This window comes from Sphingobium fluminis (assembly GCF_037723805.1).
GTDB lineage: Bacteria > Pseudomonadota > Alphaproteobacteria > Sphingomonadales > Sphingomonadaceae > Sphingobium.
The window spans coordinates 236,094-250,976 of the sequence record NZ_JBBJUK010000001.1 but is presented as its reverse complement, the minus strand read 5'-3'; the positions used below and the strand labels follow the sequence as shown (position 1 = coordinate 250,976).

The window sequence follows — 14,883 nt, the reverse complement described above, 5'->3', positions numbered from 1 at the left end:
GAGCGCCCTCATTTCTCCAACGCTATATCGGGGGCATCCTCGGCCTTCATCCCGATGACATTATAGCCGGCATCCACATGATGGACCTCACCGGTGACCCCCGATGCCAGATCCGACAACAGGTACAGCGCCGCGCCGCCCACATCCTCGATCGTGACATTGCGGCGCAATGGCGAGTTCAGCTCGTTCCATTTGAGGATATAGCGGAAATCGCCGATGCCGCTGGCAGCCAGCGTCTTGATCGGCCCGGCCGAGATCGCGTTGACGCGGATATTTTCCGGGCCAAGGTCCATCGCCAGATATTTGACCGAGGTTTCCAGCGCCGCCTTGGCCACGCCCATGACGTTATAGTGGGGGATGACCTTTTCGGCGCCATAATAGCTGAGCGTCAGGATGCTGCCGCCATCGGGCATCAGCGCGCGCGCGCGCCGCGTCACCGCGACGAAGCTATAGGCGGAAATATTCATCGTCATCAGGAAGTTTTCTAGGCTGGTGTCGACATATTGGCCGCGCAGCTCATTCTTGTCCGAAAAACCGATGGCATGGACCACGAAATCGAGCCCGCCCCAGCGCGTCTCGATTTCCGCAAAAGCCGCATCGAGCTTTTCCATATCCGACACGTCGCAATCGATCAGGAAATCCGAGCCGACCTGCTCCGCCAGCGGCCTAACGCGCTTGGCCAATGCCTCGCCCTGATAGGAAAAGGCGAGTTCCGCCCCCTGTGCATGCAAGGCCTTGGAAATCCCCCACGCCAGCGACTTGTCATTGGCGAGGCCCATGATGAGCCCGCGCTTTCCCGCCATCAAGCCGTTCATTCTGTCGTCCCGTTCCCTTGGTCTGTCGCTGCCCTCGCCTGTTCCTCTTCGGGAAATTCCGCCAGCGCCGCATTCAATTCCGCGCCAATTACCACGCCAAGCCCAACGAGGAAGAAAAAAATCAACGTGATCATAACGCCGGCCAGACTGCCATAGGTGCGGCCATAGCCGCCGAGTAGCGAAAGCGTGACCGGCAACAGCAATGTGACGCCGTACCACCACAGCGCGGTGGCGATCGCGCCCGGCCATTTGGGGAAGCGCGGATCGCGATAGGCGCTGGGGGTGAGCGAGGCGAACAGCGAATAGAGGGCGACGCACAGGATCGCCATCGGCACCAATTTGGTGAGCGTCACGATGCGGATCGCGTCGTCGGCGAAAGGGAACAGGCGATGCACGAGCTGATCGATGCCGGTGATCATGACCTGGAGCGAAAAGGCGAACATCACCGCCAGCACGCTCGCCAGCGTAATGCCGATCGCGGTGAGGCGATAATGCCAGAAGGGGCGCGTGCTCTTCGTCCCGTAAGCGCGGCGCAATATGTCGCGGATCGTTTCGATCAGGCTGCCGACGGTCCACAGGCCGACGAGGCCGCCGAACCAGAGCAGCGGCCCCGTGCGGGCGGTCAGGACATCCTCGATCGGCTGGCGAATCACATCCGCGACACCGCGCGGCACGGTGGCGAGGAACGCGCCGACCGCCGCCAGCCCGTCCTGCGACCGCCCGAAGATGCTGGCTACCGCAGCCGCTACGATGAAGAAGGGGAACAGCGTCATCAGCGACAGATAGGCGAGGTTTCCGGCATGGATGAACCCGTCATTATAGGTGCCGATGGCGACCCGCTTCATCACCTCGAAACTGTAGGAGCCGGGCCGGATGCGGTCCATGTGGCGATGGAAATGTTCGCGCGCTTCCCCCGCCATGCGCTGGCGGCGCGATTCGGGCGATTGGGGGGAGGGACGCGGCATTCGCTCCTGACGTCCTACACGCCCAGATGAGCGCGGACGGCGCGACTGTCGCTCCAGCTTTCGACGAGTGCCACGAGGGCCGGATCGTCGGCGGGGATATCAATTTGCAGCGTGACGAGCTGGTCGCCGCGCTGGCCGTCCTTGGCGGTAAAGCCCCGGCCGCGCAGCCGCAGCGTCTTGCCCGAGCTGGCACCCGCGGGCACGCCCAGCATCACCGGCCCATCGACGGTCGGCACCTTGACCTTGCCGCCCCGGACCGCCTCATCGAGGGTGATCGGCAAGTCGAGCAAAACATTGTCGCCATCGCGGCGGAAAAAGGCGTGCGGCTTCACCTCGATCGTCACGATCGCGTCGCCAGCGCCAGCCGGCCCTGCCTGCCCCTTGCCCGACAGGCGCATCTGCGTGCCCGTCTCGACCCCGGCGGGCAGTTTCAGGTCGATGGTCTTGCCGTCCTGCAAGGTGATGCGCTGGGGGGCGAGCGTCGCGGCGTCGACGAACTGTACGGCGAGCCGATAGGCGACGTTCGCCCCTTTCGGCGGTGGTGCACCACGCCCGAAGCCACCACCCGGTGCCCGCCGGCCACCGCCGAACAGCCCCTCGAAAATATCGCCGAAATCGCCGCCATCGCCAGGGTCGAACCCGCCCGGCTGACCCCCGCCCGGCCGGCCACGGGGGCCTCCGCCACCAAAGCCGAAGGGCGCGGCCGGATTGCCATCGCCGTCGATCTCGCCCCGGTCGAAGCGGGCGCGCTTGTCCTTGTCCGATAGAAGGTCATAGGCATTCGTCACATGCGAAAAGCGTTCCGACGCCTTGGGATTATCCTTGTTGCGGTCGGGATGCAGTTCCTTGGCGAGCTTGCGATAGGCCGACTTGATCTCGGCCTCGCTCGCGCCGCGCGCAACGCCTAATGTGGAATAGGGATCAGCCATCGGCCGGTATGCATCCTTGGTAAGACAGGTGGTTCTAAATTAAACCCTATGTGGCGAAAACGGCCCGATCCTTCAAGCCGGTCAAAGCCGTATCGACATGCCCTTAGCGCGCGCCTAAGCCTTGCGCCATGACCGATCCCTTTACCCTTTTCGACGAATGGTACGCCCAGGCGCGCGAGACCGAGATCAATGACAGCAATGCGATGGCGCTCGCCACCGCCGACGCCCGGGGTCGCCCGTCGGTGCGCATGGTCCTGCTCAAGGGTCACGGACCGGACGGATTTATCTTCTACACCAATTTCGAGGGGCGCAAGGCAGGCGAACTGCTCGAAAATCCGCACGCGGCCCTGCTGTTTCACTGGAAGTCCCTGCGCCGGCAGATCCGCATCGAAGGGCCGGTGGGTCCGGTCGACGATGCCACCGCCGATGCCTATTTCGCGACCCGGGGGCGGGATAGCCAGCTTGGCGCATGGGCGTCCGACCAGTCGCGGCCCCTGCCGTCGCGCGCGGTTTTCGTGGCGCGTTTCGAGCAGGCGGAGGCCCGATTCGATGGCGGCCCCGTGCCACGCCCGCCCTATTGGTCGGGCTTTCGTCTGACGCCGCAGCATATCGAATTCTGGCAGGATCGCGAACATCGCCTGCATGAACGGCGGCTGTTCGAGCGGGACGGCGCGGGCTGGCGCGAGGGGCTGCTTTACCCCTGACGCGCGCAAGCGGGGCGCGGACTGTGCCGGCTCGTTCGTCTAAGCCATCGAACCCGGCGCATCCGATTGCGAGCGCGTCCGGCGCCTGATAGGGTTCGACGCCCGAGGGCATGGGATTGGGCGCGCGGCCAGCCGCGTGCCGGTTAGAGGGGCGTGAATGCGTAACAGACTGACGGCCTACATTCTCACGGGCATGATCCTGGGCGTGCTGGTGGGATTTGCGGCGAATGTCTGGATCGGGGACGACGCGGCCACGGCCAAGAGCGTGGCGGGCTATTTCCATCTGCTCGCCGACATTTTCCTGCACCTCATCAAGATGATCATCGCACCGCTCGTCTTTTCGACGCTGGTGGCCGGCATCGCCCATATGGGAGACAGCGCGGCGCTCGGGCGGATCGGCGGGCGGGCGCTCGCCTGGTTCATCATCGCCAGCCTCATTTCGCTGACGCTCGGGCTCATCTTCGTCAATTTCTTCGCGCCCGGCGAAGGGCTGAACCTGGTCCGCAGCGGCGCGGAGTCGGGGGTCAATACCGAGGCGCTCAACTTCCGCGACTTCATCCTCCATGTCTTTCCCACCTCGATGGTCGGGGCGATGGCGGAAAATTCCATCCTCCAGATCGTCGTCTTTTCGTTGTTCGTCGGCGTCGCGCTGACCGCCATCGGCGACAAGGGCAGGCCGATCGTCACGGTGATCGAGTCCATGGTCGAACTGATGCTTCAGGTCACCGGCTATGTCATGCGGGTAGCGCCGTTCGCGGTGTTCGGGGCGCTGGCGTCGGTGGTCACGACCGAAGGGCTGGGCGTGCTCAAGACGTTCGGGCAATTGGTCGGCGAATTCTACATTGCGCTGTTCGTGCTGTGGCTGCTGCTGGTGGGCGCGGGGTCGATCTTCCTTGGCAAGCGGATGTTCAAGCTGCTTAAATATGTGCGCGAGCCGATCCTGATCGCCTTTTCCACCGCTTCGTCCGAAGCGGCCTACCCCAAGATGCTGGAGCAGCTCGACCGTTTCGGCGTGCCGCGCCGCATCTACAGTTTCGTGCTACCCTTGGGCTACAGCTTCAACCTCGACGGGTCGATGATGTATTCGACCTTCGCGACGATCTTCATCGCGCAGGCCTATGGCATCGACCTGCCGATCGCGACGCAGATCACCATATTGCTGGTGCTGATGGTGACGAGCAAAGGCATCGCGGCGGTGCCACGCGCCTCGCTGGTCGTCGTCGCGGCCACGCTCGGCCAGTTCGATCTGCCGGTCGAGGGGGTGGCCTTCATCCTCGCGGTCGATCATTTCATGGACATGGGCCGCACCGCCACCAACGTGCTGGGCAACGCCATCGCGACATCGGTCATCACCAAATGGGAAGGCATGCTGGAGGTCGAGGAGCCGGTCGACGGCGTGTTGCCCAAGGCGCCGGCGCACACTGCGGCACATGGCCGGGCCGGGCTGGAACTGGCGTCGGATATGGTGGATCGGGACAAGGGGTAAGAGACCAAAACTGGAGGGGTATTGCGCCCCGGTCGCGCTTAACTTCGCATATTTCCCGCACATTTCGCCCATTTATTGCGTAGCGCTGATATTTTCGGAAAGTCCGGAAAAATGGGTACGGACGATGGGAAAGAGCCTACGGCGGCGAGTATCGCAACGTACAGCGGAAAAGGACAGCGGATTGATGAGTGTCCGGCAACGACCATCTGTTGCCGATCGATAGGCTTTAGCGGCTTCCTGATAGCGGACATCAAACAATAAGGCTAAAACGGCGGAAGGAGACCACCATGCCGACCGTTGAAGTGTTTGAGAAAGGTGAGATGACGCCCCTTTTTCAAGGCGATTTCTCTTTTTTGCCCCGGATCGGGGAATATCTCCAAAGACGCAGGAGGATATTTCGACTATTACAATGTGGTCGAGGTATGGCACCGTGAAGAGGGTGAAACTGGCGTCTTTCGAGCGTGCATTCGTGTCGAAATCAACGACTAGGCCATAGTAAACAGACGACCACTTGCGGAAGTTGACGGACAATAGCCTATCGCCCACAATCAGTCACCATGACGACCAAAGCATTAGCGATGTGGTTTGCTGTTTCAGCGTTGGCGTTTGCCGCCTGCTGTGTCGTGATGCTTCAATTTGGTCCTTCTTTGGACACGCCCCTATTGGTTTATCCGTTTATGGCCGTCTGGGGAGTGAGCGCACTCGCTTGGCCCCTATTTCTTGTTTGGTTGCTGCGCAGGTACATTCGGGCTGCTTTTCTCAAGCCACGTCCATAAGCAGACAGTCGCCAATCCACCCCTCATCGCCGTTCGCGACCCGCGTATCAGATCGCGGGGCCGAACAGCCGACCGTCCGGTTCCAGCCCGGAACGCTGCCGGTGGCATCTCGACCAATTCAACACATGCATCGACGCATCACATACCTAGGAAAGACCATCGTAATGCTGACCTTCATGATGTAGTGTTAGTGGCAGGGAGATTTTATGGCTGTGATTTACGGCACCACGGACGATGACACACTCATCGGGCTGGATTTGGAGAGCGACGAGGCCGCCGACACCATTTATGGGCAAACGGGCAACGACATTCTGCGAGGCCTCAATGGCGACGACATCCTGGATGGCGGGTTGGGCGCAGACCTGTTGGATGGTGGAAATGGACAAGACACGGCCTATTACGGTCTCTCGCAGTTCGACGTCGCCGCTTATCTAACTTGGGAAGCGGGGAATCGGGGCGAAGCGGCCGGCGATCGATATACCTTGATCGAAAGGCTTACAGGGGGCGTCGGCAATGACATCCTTGGCGGCAACGACGCAGCCAACCTCATATCGGGAGGCGGAGGATCGGACTGGCTGCTCGGTTTAGGCGGTGATGATCATCTGCGTGGCGGGGCCGATAATGATGTTCTGAACGGCGGTCTGGGCAGTGACATCTTGGATGGTGGTGGAGGCGCTGACGTCGCCTATTATGGAGACGCTTCAGGAGAAATCTACAGCGCGGCGGTATCGGGTTCCAATCCCTATTTGGTAAATGGCGTAAGCTATGGCATTGTCGTTGATACAAAGACCCCTTCGAACAATTTCGGCGAAGCCAAAGGCGATACATTTACTGGTATCGAAAATATCTGGGGGTCCAAATTCAATGACGTCATCATCGGTGACGATGCCGGCGGACAGCGCTATGGATTTGCTGGGGACGACATATTGGACGGAGGCGGCGGCGATGACGTCCTTATTGGGGGGCCGGGCTTCGACGTGATCACTGGAGGAGCGGGGCACGACGAAATCTTCTTTCTGTTGTGGAATGATCACGTCAACAGTGACGGTTTGATGGAGCTCCATGATGGACCTGACACCATTACCGATTTCGTACATGGCATCGACCATCTAACCGTCAGTCGCTATTGGTTTGGCTTCGGCAACATTGACGGGCCAGCCGCAGCGCTCACATCCGATTATGCCGACTTTATAACGGAGGGGGCTGTGATCAGCACCAAGCCAACATTCATTTACGGCACTGGGGTTCAGGAATTATATTTCGACCCCGATGGCATCGGCCCGACAGCACACGTTTTCATCGCAGACCTGCAACTCGGTGCAACTTTAACCTTATCAGACATTTGGACGGCTTAGGCCGTGCTGGAGAAAAGGGGTTCTTAATCGTTGGGCACTGCTTCAACGCAACGTTTTTTGGGCAGCTGTCGGCCTTAGAAGGCTGAAATATCACTTTGGGACGCCGGCGCGAATTCCGCACTCGACCACTTTTAGTCGCTCCTTGCTATCATCCACTTCCCTGGAACCGGCTACTCATTCAGATGGCACGTTGAAGGCTGAATGAGGAAATCTGGTAGGAAGCGGCCATTCGTTATAACGCAGCGCTTGCGCAGCGCTGGTTGATGGAGTTTGCTGTTTCGATGCAAACCTACCGTCGTGCTTGGCTCTTCACCGGCTGGGTGATTCTTGTCTTTATCACCATGCCGATTTGGCTATACGGCTGGCTCCAGCAGCTTGGAGACGCCTTCATGCTTATGGGTGGCATCGTCTGGCTGCTGCACGGCGCTGCCACTCTGATCCTATTCCGATGCGAGGAATGCGGAACTTCCCTCTACCGGACGGGACCTACCTTTATGCCATTCTACACACCATGGCCTCATCGCCGGTGTCGAGAGTGCGGCCATGATGCTGCGGAAGCTGACGTCGGCTAATGGGGCGATTGTTGCTAAACGAATTTTCTCCGCGCAGTGTCAGCTATAGCCGATCATCTCCTCCAAACCGGACGGTCTCCTACCCACCCCTTTCAGACATCGGGTGCCTCCGCAAAAATCGCGGCGCGGCGCGGCGCTACCGCAGCTTGGCGATGTTCAGGCTGTCTTCCTTGGCCCGCTGTTTGACCGATTCCTCGGTGCGGGTCAGCGCCTTGGCGATGCCCTTGAGGCCCATGCCCTTTTTGGCGAGCGTGTGCAGCTTCTGGACCTCGTCCTGGGTCCAGGGCTGTTTGTGCCGTTCGAACCGTTCGCCTGCCATCGCCCCGACCCTCCCGATCAGTCCGCGAAGGGATCGCGGACGAGGATCGTATCGTCGCGCTCGGGGCTGGTCGATACAAGCGTTACCGGGCAACCGATCAGCTCCTCGATGCGGCGGATATATTTGATCGCCTGTGCGGGCAGATCGGCCCAGCTGCGCGCGCCGGCGGTCGTATCCTGCCAGCCTTCGATATCCTCGTAGATCGGCTGCGCCTTCGCCTGATCCTGCGCATGGGCGGGAAGATAGTCGTAGGTGCGCTCGCCGATCCGATAGCCGACGCAGATTTTCAGGCGTTCGAAGCCGTCGAGCACGTCGAGCTTGGTGAGCGCGATGCCGGTGACGCCCGAGACCGCGACCGACTGGCGCACCAGCACGGCGTCGAACCAGCCGCAGCGGCGCTTGCGCCCGGTGACGGTGCCGAATTCATGGCCCCGCTCGCCCAGCCGCTGGCCGGTCTCGTCTTCCAGCTCGGTCGGGAACGGGCCGGAGCCGACGCGGGTGGTATAGGCCTTGACGATGGCGAGCACGAAGCCCGCGCCCGAGGGGCCAAGCCCGGTGCCGCTCGCCGCCGTACCCGCGACCGTGTTGGACGAGGTGACGAAGGGATAGGTGCCATGGTCGATGTCGAGCAGCGTGCCCTGCGCGCCTTCGAACAGGATGCGCTTGCCGTCCGCCTTGGCGCGGTTGAGCGTCAGCCACACGGGCTTGACGAAGGGCAGGATGAAGTCGGCGATTTCAGTGAGTTCCGCCATCAGCGCGTCGCGATCGATCGGCGGCTCGCCAAACCCGGCGCGCAGGGCGTCGTGATGGGCGGTGAGGCGGTCGAGCTGTGGCCCCAGATCGTCGAGATGGGCGAGATCGCAGACGCGGATGGCGCGGCGGCCGACCTTGTCCTCATAAGCGGGGCCGATGCCGCGCCGGGTCGTACCGATCTTGCCCGCGCCGCTCGCATCCTCGCGAAGGCCATCAAGGTCGCGGTGGAAGGGCAGGATCAGCGGGCAGGTTTCGGCGATCTGGAGATTGTCCGGGGTGATCGTCACCCCCTGCCCGGTCAGCTTGGCGACTTCCTCCTTGAAGTGCCAGGGATCGAGCACCACGCCATTGCCGATGACCGACAGCGTGCCGCGCACAATGCCCGATGGCAGCAGGGACAGTTTGTAGACTTTTTCGCCGACGACGAGCGTATGCCCCGCATTATGGCCGCCCTGAAAGCGCGCGACGACATCGGCGCGCTCCGACAGCCAGTCGACGATCTTGCCCTTGCCCTCATCGCCCCACTGGGCGCCGATCACGGTGACATTTGCCATGGATATACGACTCCGCCCTGCCAGAGCGAGCCCAGGCCGCCCTTCGACAGGACTCGGCGACCGGACATGATATCGAATGGACTGCCCCATGCGGGCGTCCTGTGCGGGGCGCGCGTTAGCCGTTCGGCGGCGCCCAAGTCAAGCCGGTAAGCGCCCAGTCAGTAGGCGCGCGGCTCCGCCCCGTCGAGCCAGTGCGAGCAACGCAGCGATGCGCCGTCTTCGCCTGCGCCCAGCGCGGCGACGGTGTGCCAGCCTTCGCTGCGCAAGGCCGCGGTGCGCGCAGCGTCAGCCCCGATCGGCACGAACAGGCGGCGGGGCGAATCGCTGCCGAAGCCCGCGTCGATTAAAGGATCGGGGTAGAGCGAAAAGCCCACGGCCGGCTCGTCGGTGCCGTCGGCATGGGCGATGGCGTAGCTGCCACCCCGGCCGATTTCGCCGATAAAGCCTTCCGCAAAGATCGAGAAGCCGAACCAGTTCTGATATTCAAACCCATGGCGTTCGGTGGGATCGAGCGTCAGGTTGATGTCCCAGCCGATCGGTTTGGCGATCGCGCGCAGCCCGGCGATGCGGCTGGCGATGGCACCGCCAAGCGCGTGATCGAGAGCCTCAAGGCGCTCCATCGCAGCGTGGAACGGCCCGGTCGCCTCGATCAGCGGCAGATAGGCGGCGGCCTGCGGCGAGATGGCCACCAATGCGCCCGCATCCTTGGCATCCAGTTCGCTACGCACCGCTTCGATCTCTTCGGCCGCGAGCGGCAATGGCCCGGCGGCGAGCGCGTCGATCAGGTCGGGCAGGGTGAAATCGATGGTGATGCCGGTGACGCCCGCTGCCTGCAACGCCTCGATCGCGACATTGACGATCTCGACCGCGGCGGCGACGCCGTCCGATCCGATCAGTTCGGCGCCAAGCTGGAGCTTTTCGCGCTCGGGACGAAGCTGGTTCGCCTTCAGGCGGATCACAGGGCCCGCATAGGACAGGCGCAGCGGGCGAGCCATGCCGGCCAGGCGGGTCGCGGCGATGCGGCCGACCTGAGCCGTCATATCGGGCCGTAGCGCGAGGCTGCGCTGCGATACCGGATCGACCACCCGCACCAGATCCTGCGCGCGCACCGATTTGAGGCGACCGACCAGCGTTTCCTCGAACTCGGCGAGCGGCGGCATGACCCGCTCATAGCCGTGCGACGCCACGGTATCGAGCACGCGCCGCGTCAGCCGCGCTGAGGCTTCGGCCTGCGGCGGCAGGCGATCGGACAGCCCTTCGGGCAGGAGGCCGGGGGGGATCATGGTCATCTAAAGCCCTCTCCCCCTGGGGAGAGGGTTGGGAGAGGGGGAACGCGCAATGCCCGAGCGATCTCGCTCAACACCCCTTCCAGATTCCTCATTACATCATGATTAGCGAAGCGGACCACTTTATACCCCAGCGATTCCAGAAACTCGGTTCGCTGCGCGTCATAGCGATCTTCGGCGAAATGTGTATCCCCATCGATTTCGATCACGAGGCGCGCCGACTTTGACGCGAAGTCGACGATATAAGGCGCGATTATCGTCTGGCGCGTGAATTGCCGGTTTTCAAAGCGATTCGCGCGAAGGGCCAGCCATAATATCCGTTCGGCTGGCGTAGGATTTGCGCGCATATAGCGGGCGCGTACCTTTAGCTTCGCGTCCAGGCGCAATGGTGCTCCCCCTCTCCCAACCCTCTCCCCGAAGGGAGAGGGCTTCAAGGTTTACGCGAAGCGCAGCAGCTTCACCTGCCTGACGCCGGTCAGTTCGCAGATTTGCAGCCGCAGATCCTCTGTCACCGCGCCGTCGACCGACAGCAGCAGCACCGCTTCGCCGCCCTGATTGCGCCGGCCAAGGTGGAAGGTGCCGATATTGACGCCGGCCTCGCCCAGCGTCGTGCCGACGCGGCCGATGAAGCCGGGCGCGTCCTGATTGACGATATAGAGCATCGTGCCGGCGAGATCGGCCTCGACCTTGATGCCGAACAGTTCGACGAGGCGGGGCGCGGCATGGCCGAACAGCGTGCCGGCCACCGACCGGTCGCCATTTTCGGTGGTGACGGTGACGCGCACCAGCGTCTGGTAATCGCCTTCGCGATCATGGCGCACCTCGCGCACGTCGAGGCCGCGTTCCTTGGCGAGGAAGGGCGCGTTGACCATGTTCACAGTGTCCGAATAGACGCGCATCAGGCCCGCGAGCACGGCGGCGGTGATCGGCTTCTGGTTGAGTTCGGCGGCATGACCCTCGACCTCGACCGCGACGCCCGTAATCTGGTCGCCTTCGAGCTGACCCACAAGCGAGCCCAGCCGCTCGGCCAGCGCCATATAGGGCTTGAGCTTGGGCGCTTCCTCGGCGGACAGGGACGGCACGTTCAGCGCATTGGTGATGCCGCCGTCGAGCAGATAGTCGCTGAGCTGGTCGGCGACCTGGAGCGCGACATTGACCTGCGCCTCGTCGGTCGATGCGCCCAGATGCGGGGTGCAGATGAAGTTGGGCGTGCCGAACAAAGGCGATTCCTTGGCCGGCTCCTGCACGAATACGTCGAGCGCGGCGCCAGCGACCTGGCCCGAATCCAACGCTTCCTTGAGCGCTGCCTCGTCGATCAGGCCGCCACGCGCGCAGTTGACTATGCGCACGCCCTTCTTGGTCTTGGCGAGATTCTCGCGGCTCAATATGTTGCGGGTCTGGTCGGTCAGCGGCGTGTGCAGCGTGATGAAGTCCGCCTTCGCCAGCAGCGTGTCGAGATCGGCCTTTTCCACGCCCATTTCGATGGCGCGCTCGGGCGTCAGGAACGGATCGAAGGCGACGACCTTCATCTTGAGCCCCAGCGCGCGGGACGCGACGATCGAGCCGATATTGCCCGCGCCGATGAGGCCCAGCGTCTTGCCGGTGACCTCGACGCCCATGAAGCGATTCTTTTCCCATTTGCCAAGCTGGGTCGAGGCGTCGGCCTCCGGCAGCTGGCGGGCGAGCGCGAACATCAGGGCGATGGCATGTTCGGCGGTGGTGATCGAGTTGCCGAACGGCGTGTTCATGACGATCACGCCCTTGGCCGAGGCGTAGGGGATGTCGACATTGTCGACGCCGATGCCGGCGCGGCCGATGACCTTGAGGTTGGTCGCGGCGTCGAGGATGTCCTTCGTCACCTTGGTCGAGGAGCGGATCGCGAGGCCGTCATACTGGCCGATGATCGCCTTCAGCTCTTCTGGCGTCTTGCCGGTGATTTCGTCGACTTCGACGCCGCGTTCACGGAAGATCGCGGCGGCGCGGGGGTCCATCTGGTCGGAAATGAGAACTTTTGGCATCTGAGTTTCCTTCTGGAATATGGGAAACCGTTCGGGCTGAGCGAAGTCGAACCTCTCCACTGAGCGAAGCGAAGTAGCCTCCCTGTCGGTCGGCCGAGCCCTTCGACTTCGCTCAGGGCGAACGGAATTTAAATAAGATCAGGCAGCCTTGGTCTGGGCATAGGCCCAGTCGAGCCAGGGGCCGAGCGCTTCGATATCGGCGGTCTCGACGGTCGCGCCGCACCAGATGCGCAGGCCGGCGGGGGCATCGCGATAGCCGGCGATGTCGAGCGCCGCGCCTTCCTTTTCCAGCAGGCCGGCAAAGCTTTTGATGAACGCTTCATCGGCACCGGCGACGGTCAGGCAGACGCTGGTCTTGGAGCGCGACGCCGCATCGGTGGCGAGATGGCCGAGCCAGTCACGCTCCGCCACGATCCTGTCGAGCGCCGCCGCATTGGCGTCGCTACGCGCGATCAGGCCGGCCGCGCCGCCGATCGACTTGCCCCATTCGAGCGCGAAGATCGCATCTTCGACCGCCAGCATCGACGGGGTGTTGATCGTTTCGCCCTTGAACACGCCTTCGGTCAGCTTACCCTTGGACACGAGGCGGAAAACCTTGGGGAGCGGCCAGGCGGGGGTGTAGGTTTCAAGGCGCTCGACCGCGCGGGGGCCCAGGATCAGCACGCCATGGCCGCCCTCGCCGCCCAAAACCTTCTGCCAGGAGAAGGTCGCGACGTCGATCTTCGCCCAGTCGATCGGATAGGCGAACACCGCGCTGGTCGCGTCGGCAAAGGTCAGGCCTTCACGGTCAGCCGGAATCCAGTCGGCGTTCAGCACCCGCACGCCGCTGGTGGTGCCGTTCCAGGTGAACAGCACGTCGGTCGCGAAATCGACGGTCGAAAGATCCGGCAACTGGCCATAATCGGCCTTGATGACGGTGGGGTCGAGCTTGAGCTGCTTGGCAGCATCCGTCACCCAGCCCTCGCCGAAGCTTTCCCACGCGATGGTGGTGACGGGGCGAGCGCCCAGCATCGTCCACATCGCCATTTCGAACGCGCCGGTGTCGGAACCGGGCACGATGCCGATGCGGTGGGTGTCGGGCAGGTTGAGCAGCTCACGCATCAGGTCGATGCAAAGGCCAAGCCGCGTCTTGCCGATCTTGCTGCGGTGCGAGCGGCCGAGCGAGTCGGTGGCGAGCGCGGCGGCGCTCCAGCCCGGAGGCTTGGCACAGGGACCGGAGGAGAAAAAGGGGCGAGCCGGCAGGGTTGCGGGCTTTGCTGCGGGCGCAATGGTGGCGCTGGCATCGGTAACGTCAGTCATGTCATGCTTCTCCTTACAGAGAGCTGCGCGGCGTTGGGACCGCGTGGCCCGCTGGCTGCCCTAGAGATTTCGGTTTATCTGTCAAGTACGGCGCGGAATGCGACGAGCCGAAGAGCGCGTTAACCTTCCGCCAAATTTTAGCGCGCTAATCTGGCCGACATGGTGGAGTGGGCAGGCAAGAGTCGGATTTCGCGCGGCGTCGCACAGTTGCTCATGCTTGCGACGACAATGACGCTGGCGGCATGCGGCGGCGATCTGGTGCCACGTGGCCGGGTGGCGACGCCGTCGCGGACGACGCCATCGTCTGCACGCCCACAGCCGTCCGCTCAGCAGGCGTTCGATCTCAACCAGTGCCATGCGAAGCTGGCGACGGCGGCAGTCGCCTTCACCCCCCTGCCCGACCGGAATTTCGGCAATGGCTGTAGCGCCTATGGCGCGGTCAAGCTGCTCGATATCGGCGTGCCGGCCACCAATCTGGGTGCCATGACCTGTGGCCTTGCCGCCAATTTCGCCGCCTGGGCCCGCTATGGCGTCGAGCCGGCGGCGCGGGCGATCCTGGGGGCGGAGATCGTGCGGATCGAGACATTCGGCACCTATAATTGCCGGCCGATCGCAGGCAGTGCGAAACTGTCCGAACATGCCCATAGCAACGCCGTCGACGTGTCGGCCTTCGTACTGGACAACGGCCGGCGGATCACGATCGAACAGGGCTGGAATGGCGACAGCCGCACCCGCCAGTTCCTGACCGTGGTGCGCGCGAGCGCGTGCAAGCGCTTCAACACCGTGCTCAGCCCGGACTATAACGCCGCCCATCGCGACCATCTGCATTTCGACATGGGCGGCCGCGGCGGCTTTTGCCGCTGAAGCTATGTTTGGAAATGCGCGAAAGAGCGCGTTTCGGGGCCGCACCAGCCCGCACCCCCACCCGACCGCCCATCAGGATACCATGTCTGGGCGGTCGGGTAGGGGTGCGGGCTGGTGCGATTGCGCTAAAGGCGCATTTCTCAAAAGACTCTTGGCGCAACAAGCGCCCGGCGGCTTTTGCGGCTGAT

14 protein-coding genes are annotated in these 14,883 nt (G+C 63.0%); 4 read left to right on the top strand and 10 right to left on the bottom strand.

Going from position 1 to position 14,883, the window contains the following annotated elements:
- Positions 1-8 precede the first annotated feature (8 nt).
- From fabI to WG907_RS01235, 3 genes are read right to left on the bottom strand one after another with little or no spacing between them, the layout of a single operon-like run.
- A complete protein-coding gene (gene fabI / locus WG907_RS01245; RefSeq protein ID WP_340230743.1) occupies positions 9-815 on the bottom strand; it encodes an enoyl-ACP reductase FabI in 807 nt (268 codons plus the stop codon).
- Positions 812-1,780, bottom strand: a complete 969-nt coding sequence (locus tag WG907_RS01240) for a YihY/virulence factor BrkB family protein (RefSeq protein WP_340230741.1) — start codon at positions 1,778-1,780, stop codon at positions 812-814. Before WG907_RS01240 ends, fabI begins: the two co-directional genes overlap by 4 nt.
- 14 nt (positions 1,781-1,794) lie before the next feature.
- Positions 1,795-2,709, bottom strand: a complete 915-nt coding sequence (locus WG907_RS01235) for a DnaJ C-terminal domain-containing protein (protein WP_340230740.1) — start codon at positions 2,707-2,709, stop codon at positions 1,795-1,797.
- Positions 2,710-2,837: 128 nt separating this feature from the next.
- Between WG907_RS01235 and pdxH the strand changes: the two genes are divergently transcribed.
- Positions 2,838-3,413 carry a pyridoxamine 5'-phosphate oxidase gene (gene pdxH / locus WG907_RS01230; protein WP_340230739.1) on the top strand — a complete coding sequence of 192 codons (576 nt, stop codon included), beginning with the start codon at positions 2,838-2,840 and terminating at the stop codon, positions 3,411-3,413.
- Between the two features lie 157 nt (positions 3,414-3,570).
- Positions 3,571-4,899 carry a dicarboxylate/amino acid:cation symporter gene (locus WG907_RS01225; protein ID WP_340230738.1) on the top strand — a complete coding sequence of 443 codons (1,329 nt, stop codon included), beginning with the start codon at positions 3,571-3,573 and terminating at the stop codon, positions 4,897-4,899.
- 72 nt (positions 4,900-4,971) lie between these two features.
- Here the strand turns inward: WG907_RS01225 and WG907_RS01220 are convergent, their stop codons facing one another.
- The gene (locus WG907_RS01220; protein ID WP_340230736.1) at positions 4,972-5,430 is read right to left on the bottom strand and encodes a hypothetical protein; all 459 of its coding nucleotides are present in this window, start codon (positions 5,428-5,430) and stop codon (positions 4,972-4,974) included.
- Between the two features lie 451 nt (positions 5,431-5,881).
- Between WG907_RS01220 and WG907_RS01215 the strand changes: the two genes are divergently transcribed.
- The gene (locus WG907_RS01215) at positions 5,882-7,030 is read left to right on the top strand and encodes a calcium-binding protein (RefSeq protein ID WP_340230735.1); all 1,149 of its coding nucleotides are present in this window, start codon (positions 5,882-5,884) and stop codon (positions 7,028-7,030) included.
- 708 nt (positions 7,031-7,738) lie between these two features.
- Here WG907_RS01215 and WG907_RS01210 read toward each other — a convergent pair.
- From WG907_RS01210 to WG907_RS01185, 6 genes are all read right to left on the bottom strand, one after another.
- Positions 7,739-7,921: a hypothetical protein gene (locus tag WG907_RS01210; RefSeq protein ID WP_340230733.1), complete on the bottom strand. Its 183-nt coding sequence runs from the start codon at positions 7,919-7,921 to the stop codon at positions 7,739-7,741.
- 17 nt (positions 7,922-7,938) lie between these two features.
- Positions 7,939-9,228 (bottom strand): adenylosuccinate synthase, encoded by a 1,290-nt coding sequence (locus WG907_RS01205; protein ID WP_340230732.1) that lies wholly within the window; start codon positions 9,226-9,228, stop codon positions 7,939-7,941.
- 158 nt (positions 9,229-9,386) lie between these two features.
- On the bottom strand, positions 9,387-10,517 hold the full coding sequence (locus tag WG907_RS01200) for an ATP phosphoribosyltransferase regulatory subunit (protein ID WP_340230731.1): 1,131 nt from the start codon (positions 10,515-10,517) through the stop codon (positions 9,387-9,389).
- Positions 10,514-10,900, bottom strand: a complete 387-nt coding sequence (locus WG907_RS01195; RefSeq protein WP_340230729.1) for an endonuclease domain-containing protein — start codon at positions 10,898-10,900, stop codon at positions 10,514-10,516. The genes WG907_RS01200 and WG907_RS01195 overlap by 4 nt, the downstream gene beginning before the upstream one ends.
- 51 nt (positions 10,901-10,951) lie before the next feature.
- Positions 10,952-12,532, bottom strand: a complete 1,581-nt coding sequence (gene serA, locus WG907_RS01190) for a phosphoglycerate dehydrogenase (RefSeq protein ID WP_340230728.1) — start codon at positions 12,530-12,532, stop codon at positions 10,952-10,954.
- 138 nt (positions 12,533-12,670) lie between these two features.
- Complete coding sequence (locus tag WG907_RS01185) at positions 12,671-13,831, bottom strand: phosphoserine transaminase (protein ID WP_340230727.1); 1,161 nt, start codon at positions 13,829-13,831, stop codon at positions 12,671-12,673.
- Between the two features lie 159 nt (positions 13,832-13,990).
- On the opposite strand from WG907_RS01185, the gene WG907_RS01180 reads away from it, so the two are divergent.
- Positions 13,991-14,695, top strand: coding sequence for an extensin family protein (locus WG907_RS01180; RefSeq protein ID WP_445326747.1), 705 nt, complete (start codon positions 13,991-13,993; stop codon positions 14,693-14,695).
- The last annotated feature ends 188 nt before the right edge of the window (positions 14,696-14,883 follow it).

Coding starts and splice junctions, on each gene's coding strand:
- WG907_RS01200 (WP_340230731.1), bottom strand. CDS start 10,517: ATGACCATGATCCCCCCCGGCCTCCTGCCCGAAGGGCTGTCCGATCGC.
- WG907_RS01185 (WP_340230727.1), bottom strand. CDS start 13,831: ATGACTGACGTTACCGATGCCAGCGCCACCATTGCGCCCGCAGCAAAG.
- WG907_RS01205 (WP_340230732.1), bottom strand. CDS start 9,228: ATGGCAAATGTCACCGTGATCGGCGCCCAGTGGGGCGATGAGGGCAAG.
- WG907_RS01215 (WP_340230735.1), top strand. CDS start 5,882: ATGGCTGTGATTTACGGCACCACGGACGATGACACACTCATCGGGCTG.
- serA (WP_340230728.1), bottom strand. CDS start 12,532: ATGCCAAAAGTTCTCATTTCCGACCAGATGGACCCCCGCGCCGCCGCG.
- WG907_RS01240 (WP_340230741.1), bottom strand. CDS start 1,780: ATGCCGCGTCCCTCCCCCCAATCGCCCGAATCGCGCCGCCAGCGCATG.
- WG907_RS01180 (WP_445326747.1), top strand. CDS start 13,991: ATGGTGGAGTGGGCAGGCAAGAGTCGGATTTCGCGCGGCGTCGCACAG.
- pdxH (WP_340230739.1), top strand. CDS start 2,838: ATGACCGATCCCTTTACCCTTTTCGACGAATGGTACGCCCAGGCGCGC.
- WG907_RS01210 (WP_340230733.1), bottom strand. CDS start 7,921: ATGGCAGGCGAACGGTTCGAACGGCACAAACAGCCCTGGACCCAGGAC.
- WG907_RS01225 (WP_340230738.1), top strand. CDS start 3,571: ATGCGTAACAGACTGACGGCCTACATTCTCACGGGCATGATCCTGGGC.
- WG907_RS01235 (WP_340230740.1), bottom strand. CDS start 2,709: ATGGCTGATCCCTATTCCACATTAGGCGTTGCGCGCGGCGCGAGCGAG.
- fabI (WP_340230743.1), bottom strand. CDS start 815: ATGAACGGCTTGATGGCGGGAAAGCGCGGGCTCATCATGGGCCTCGCC.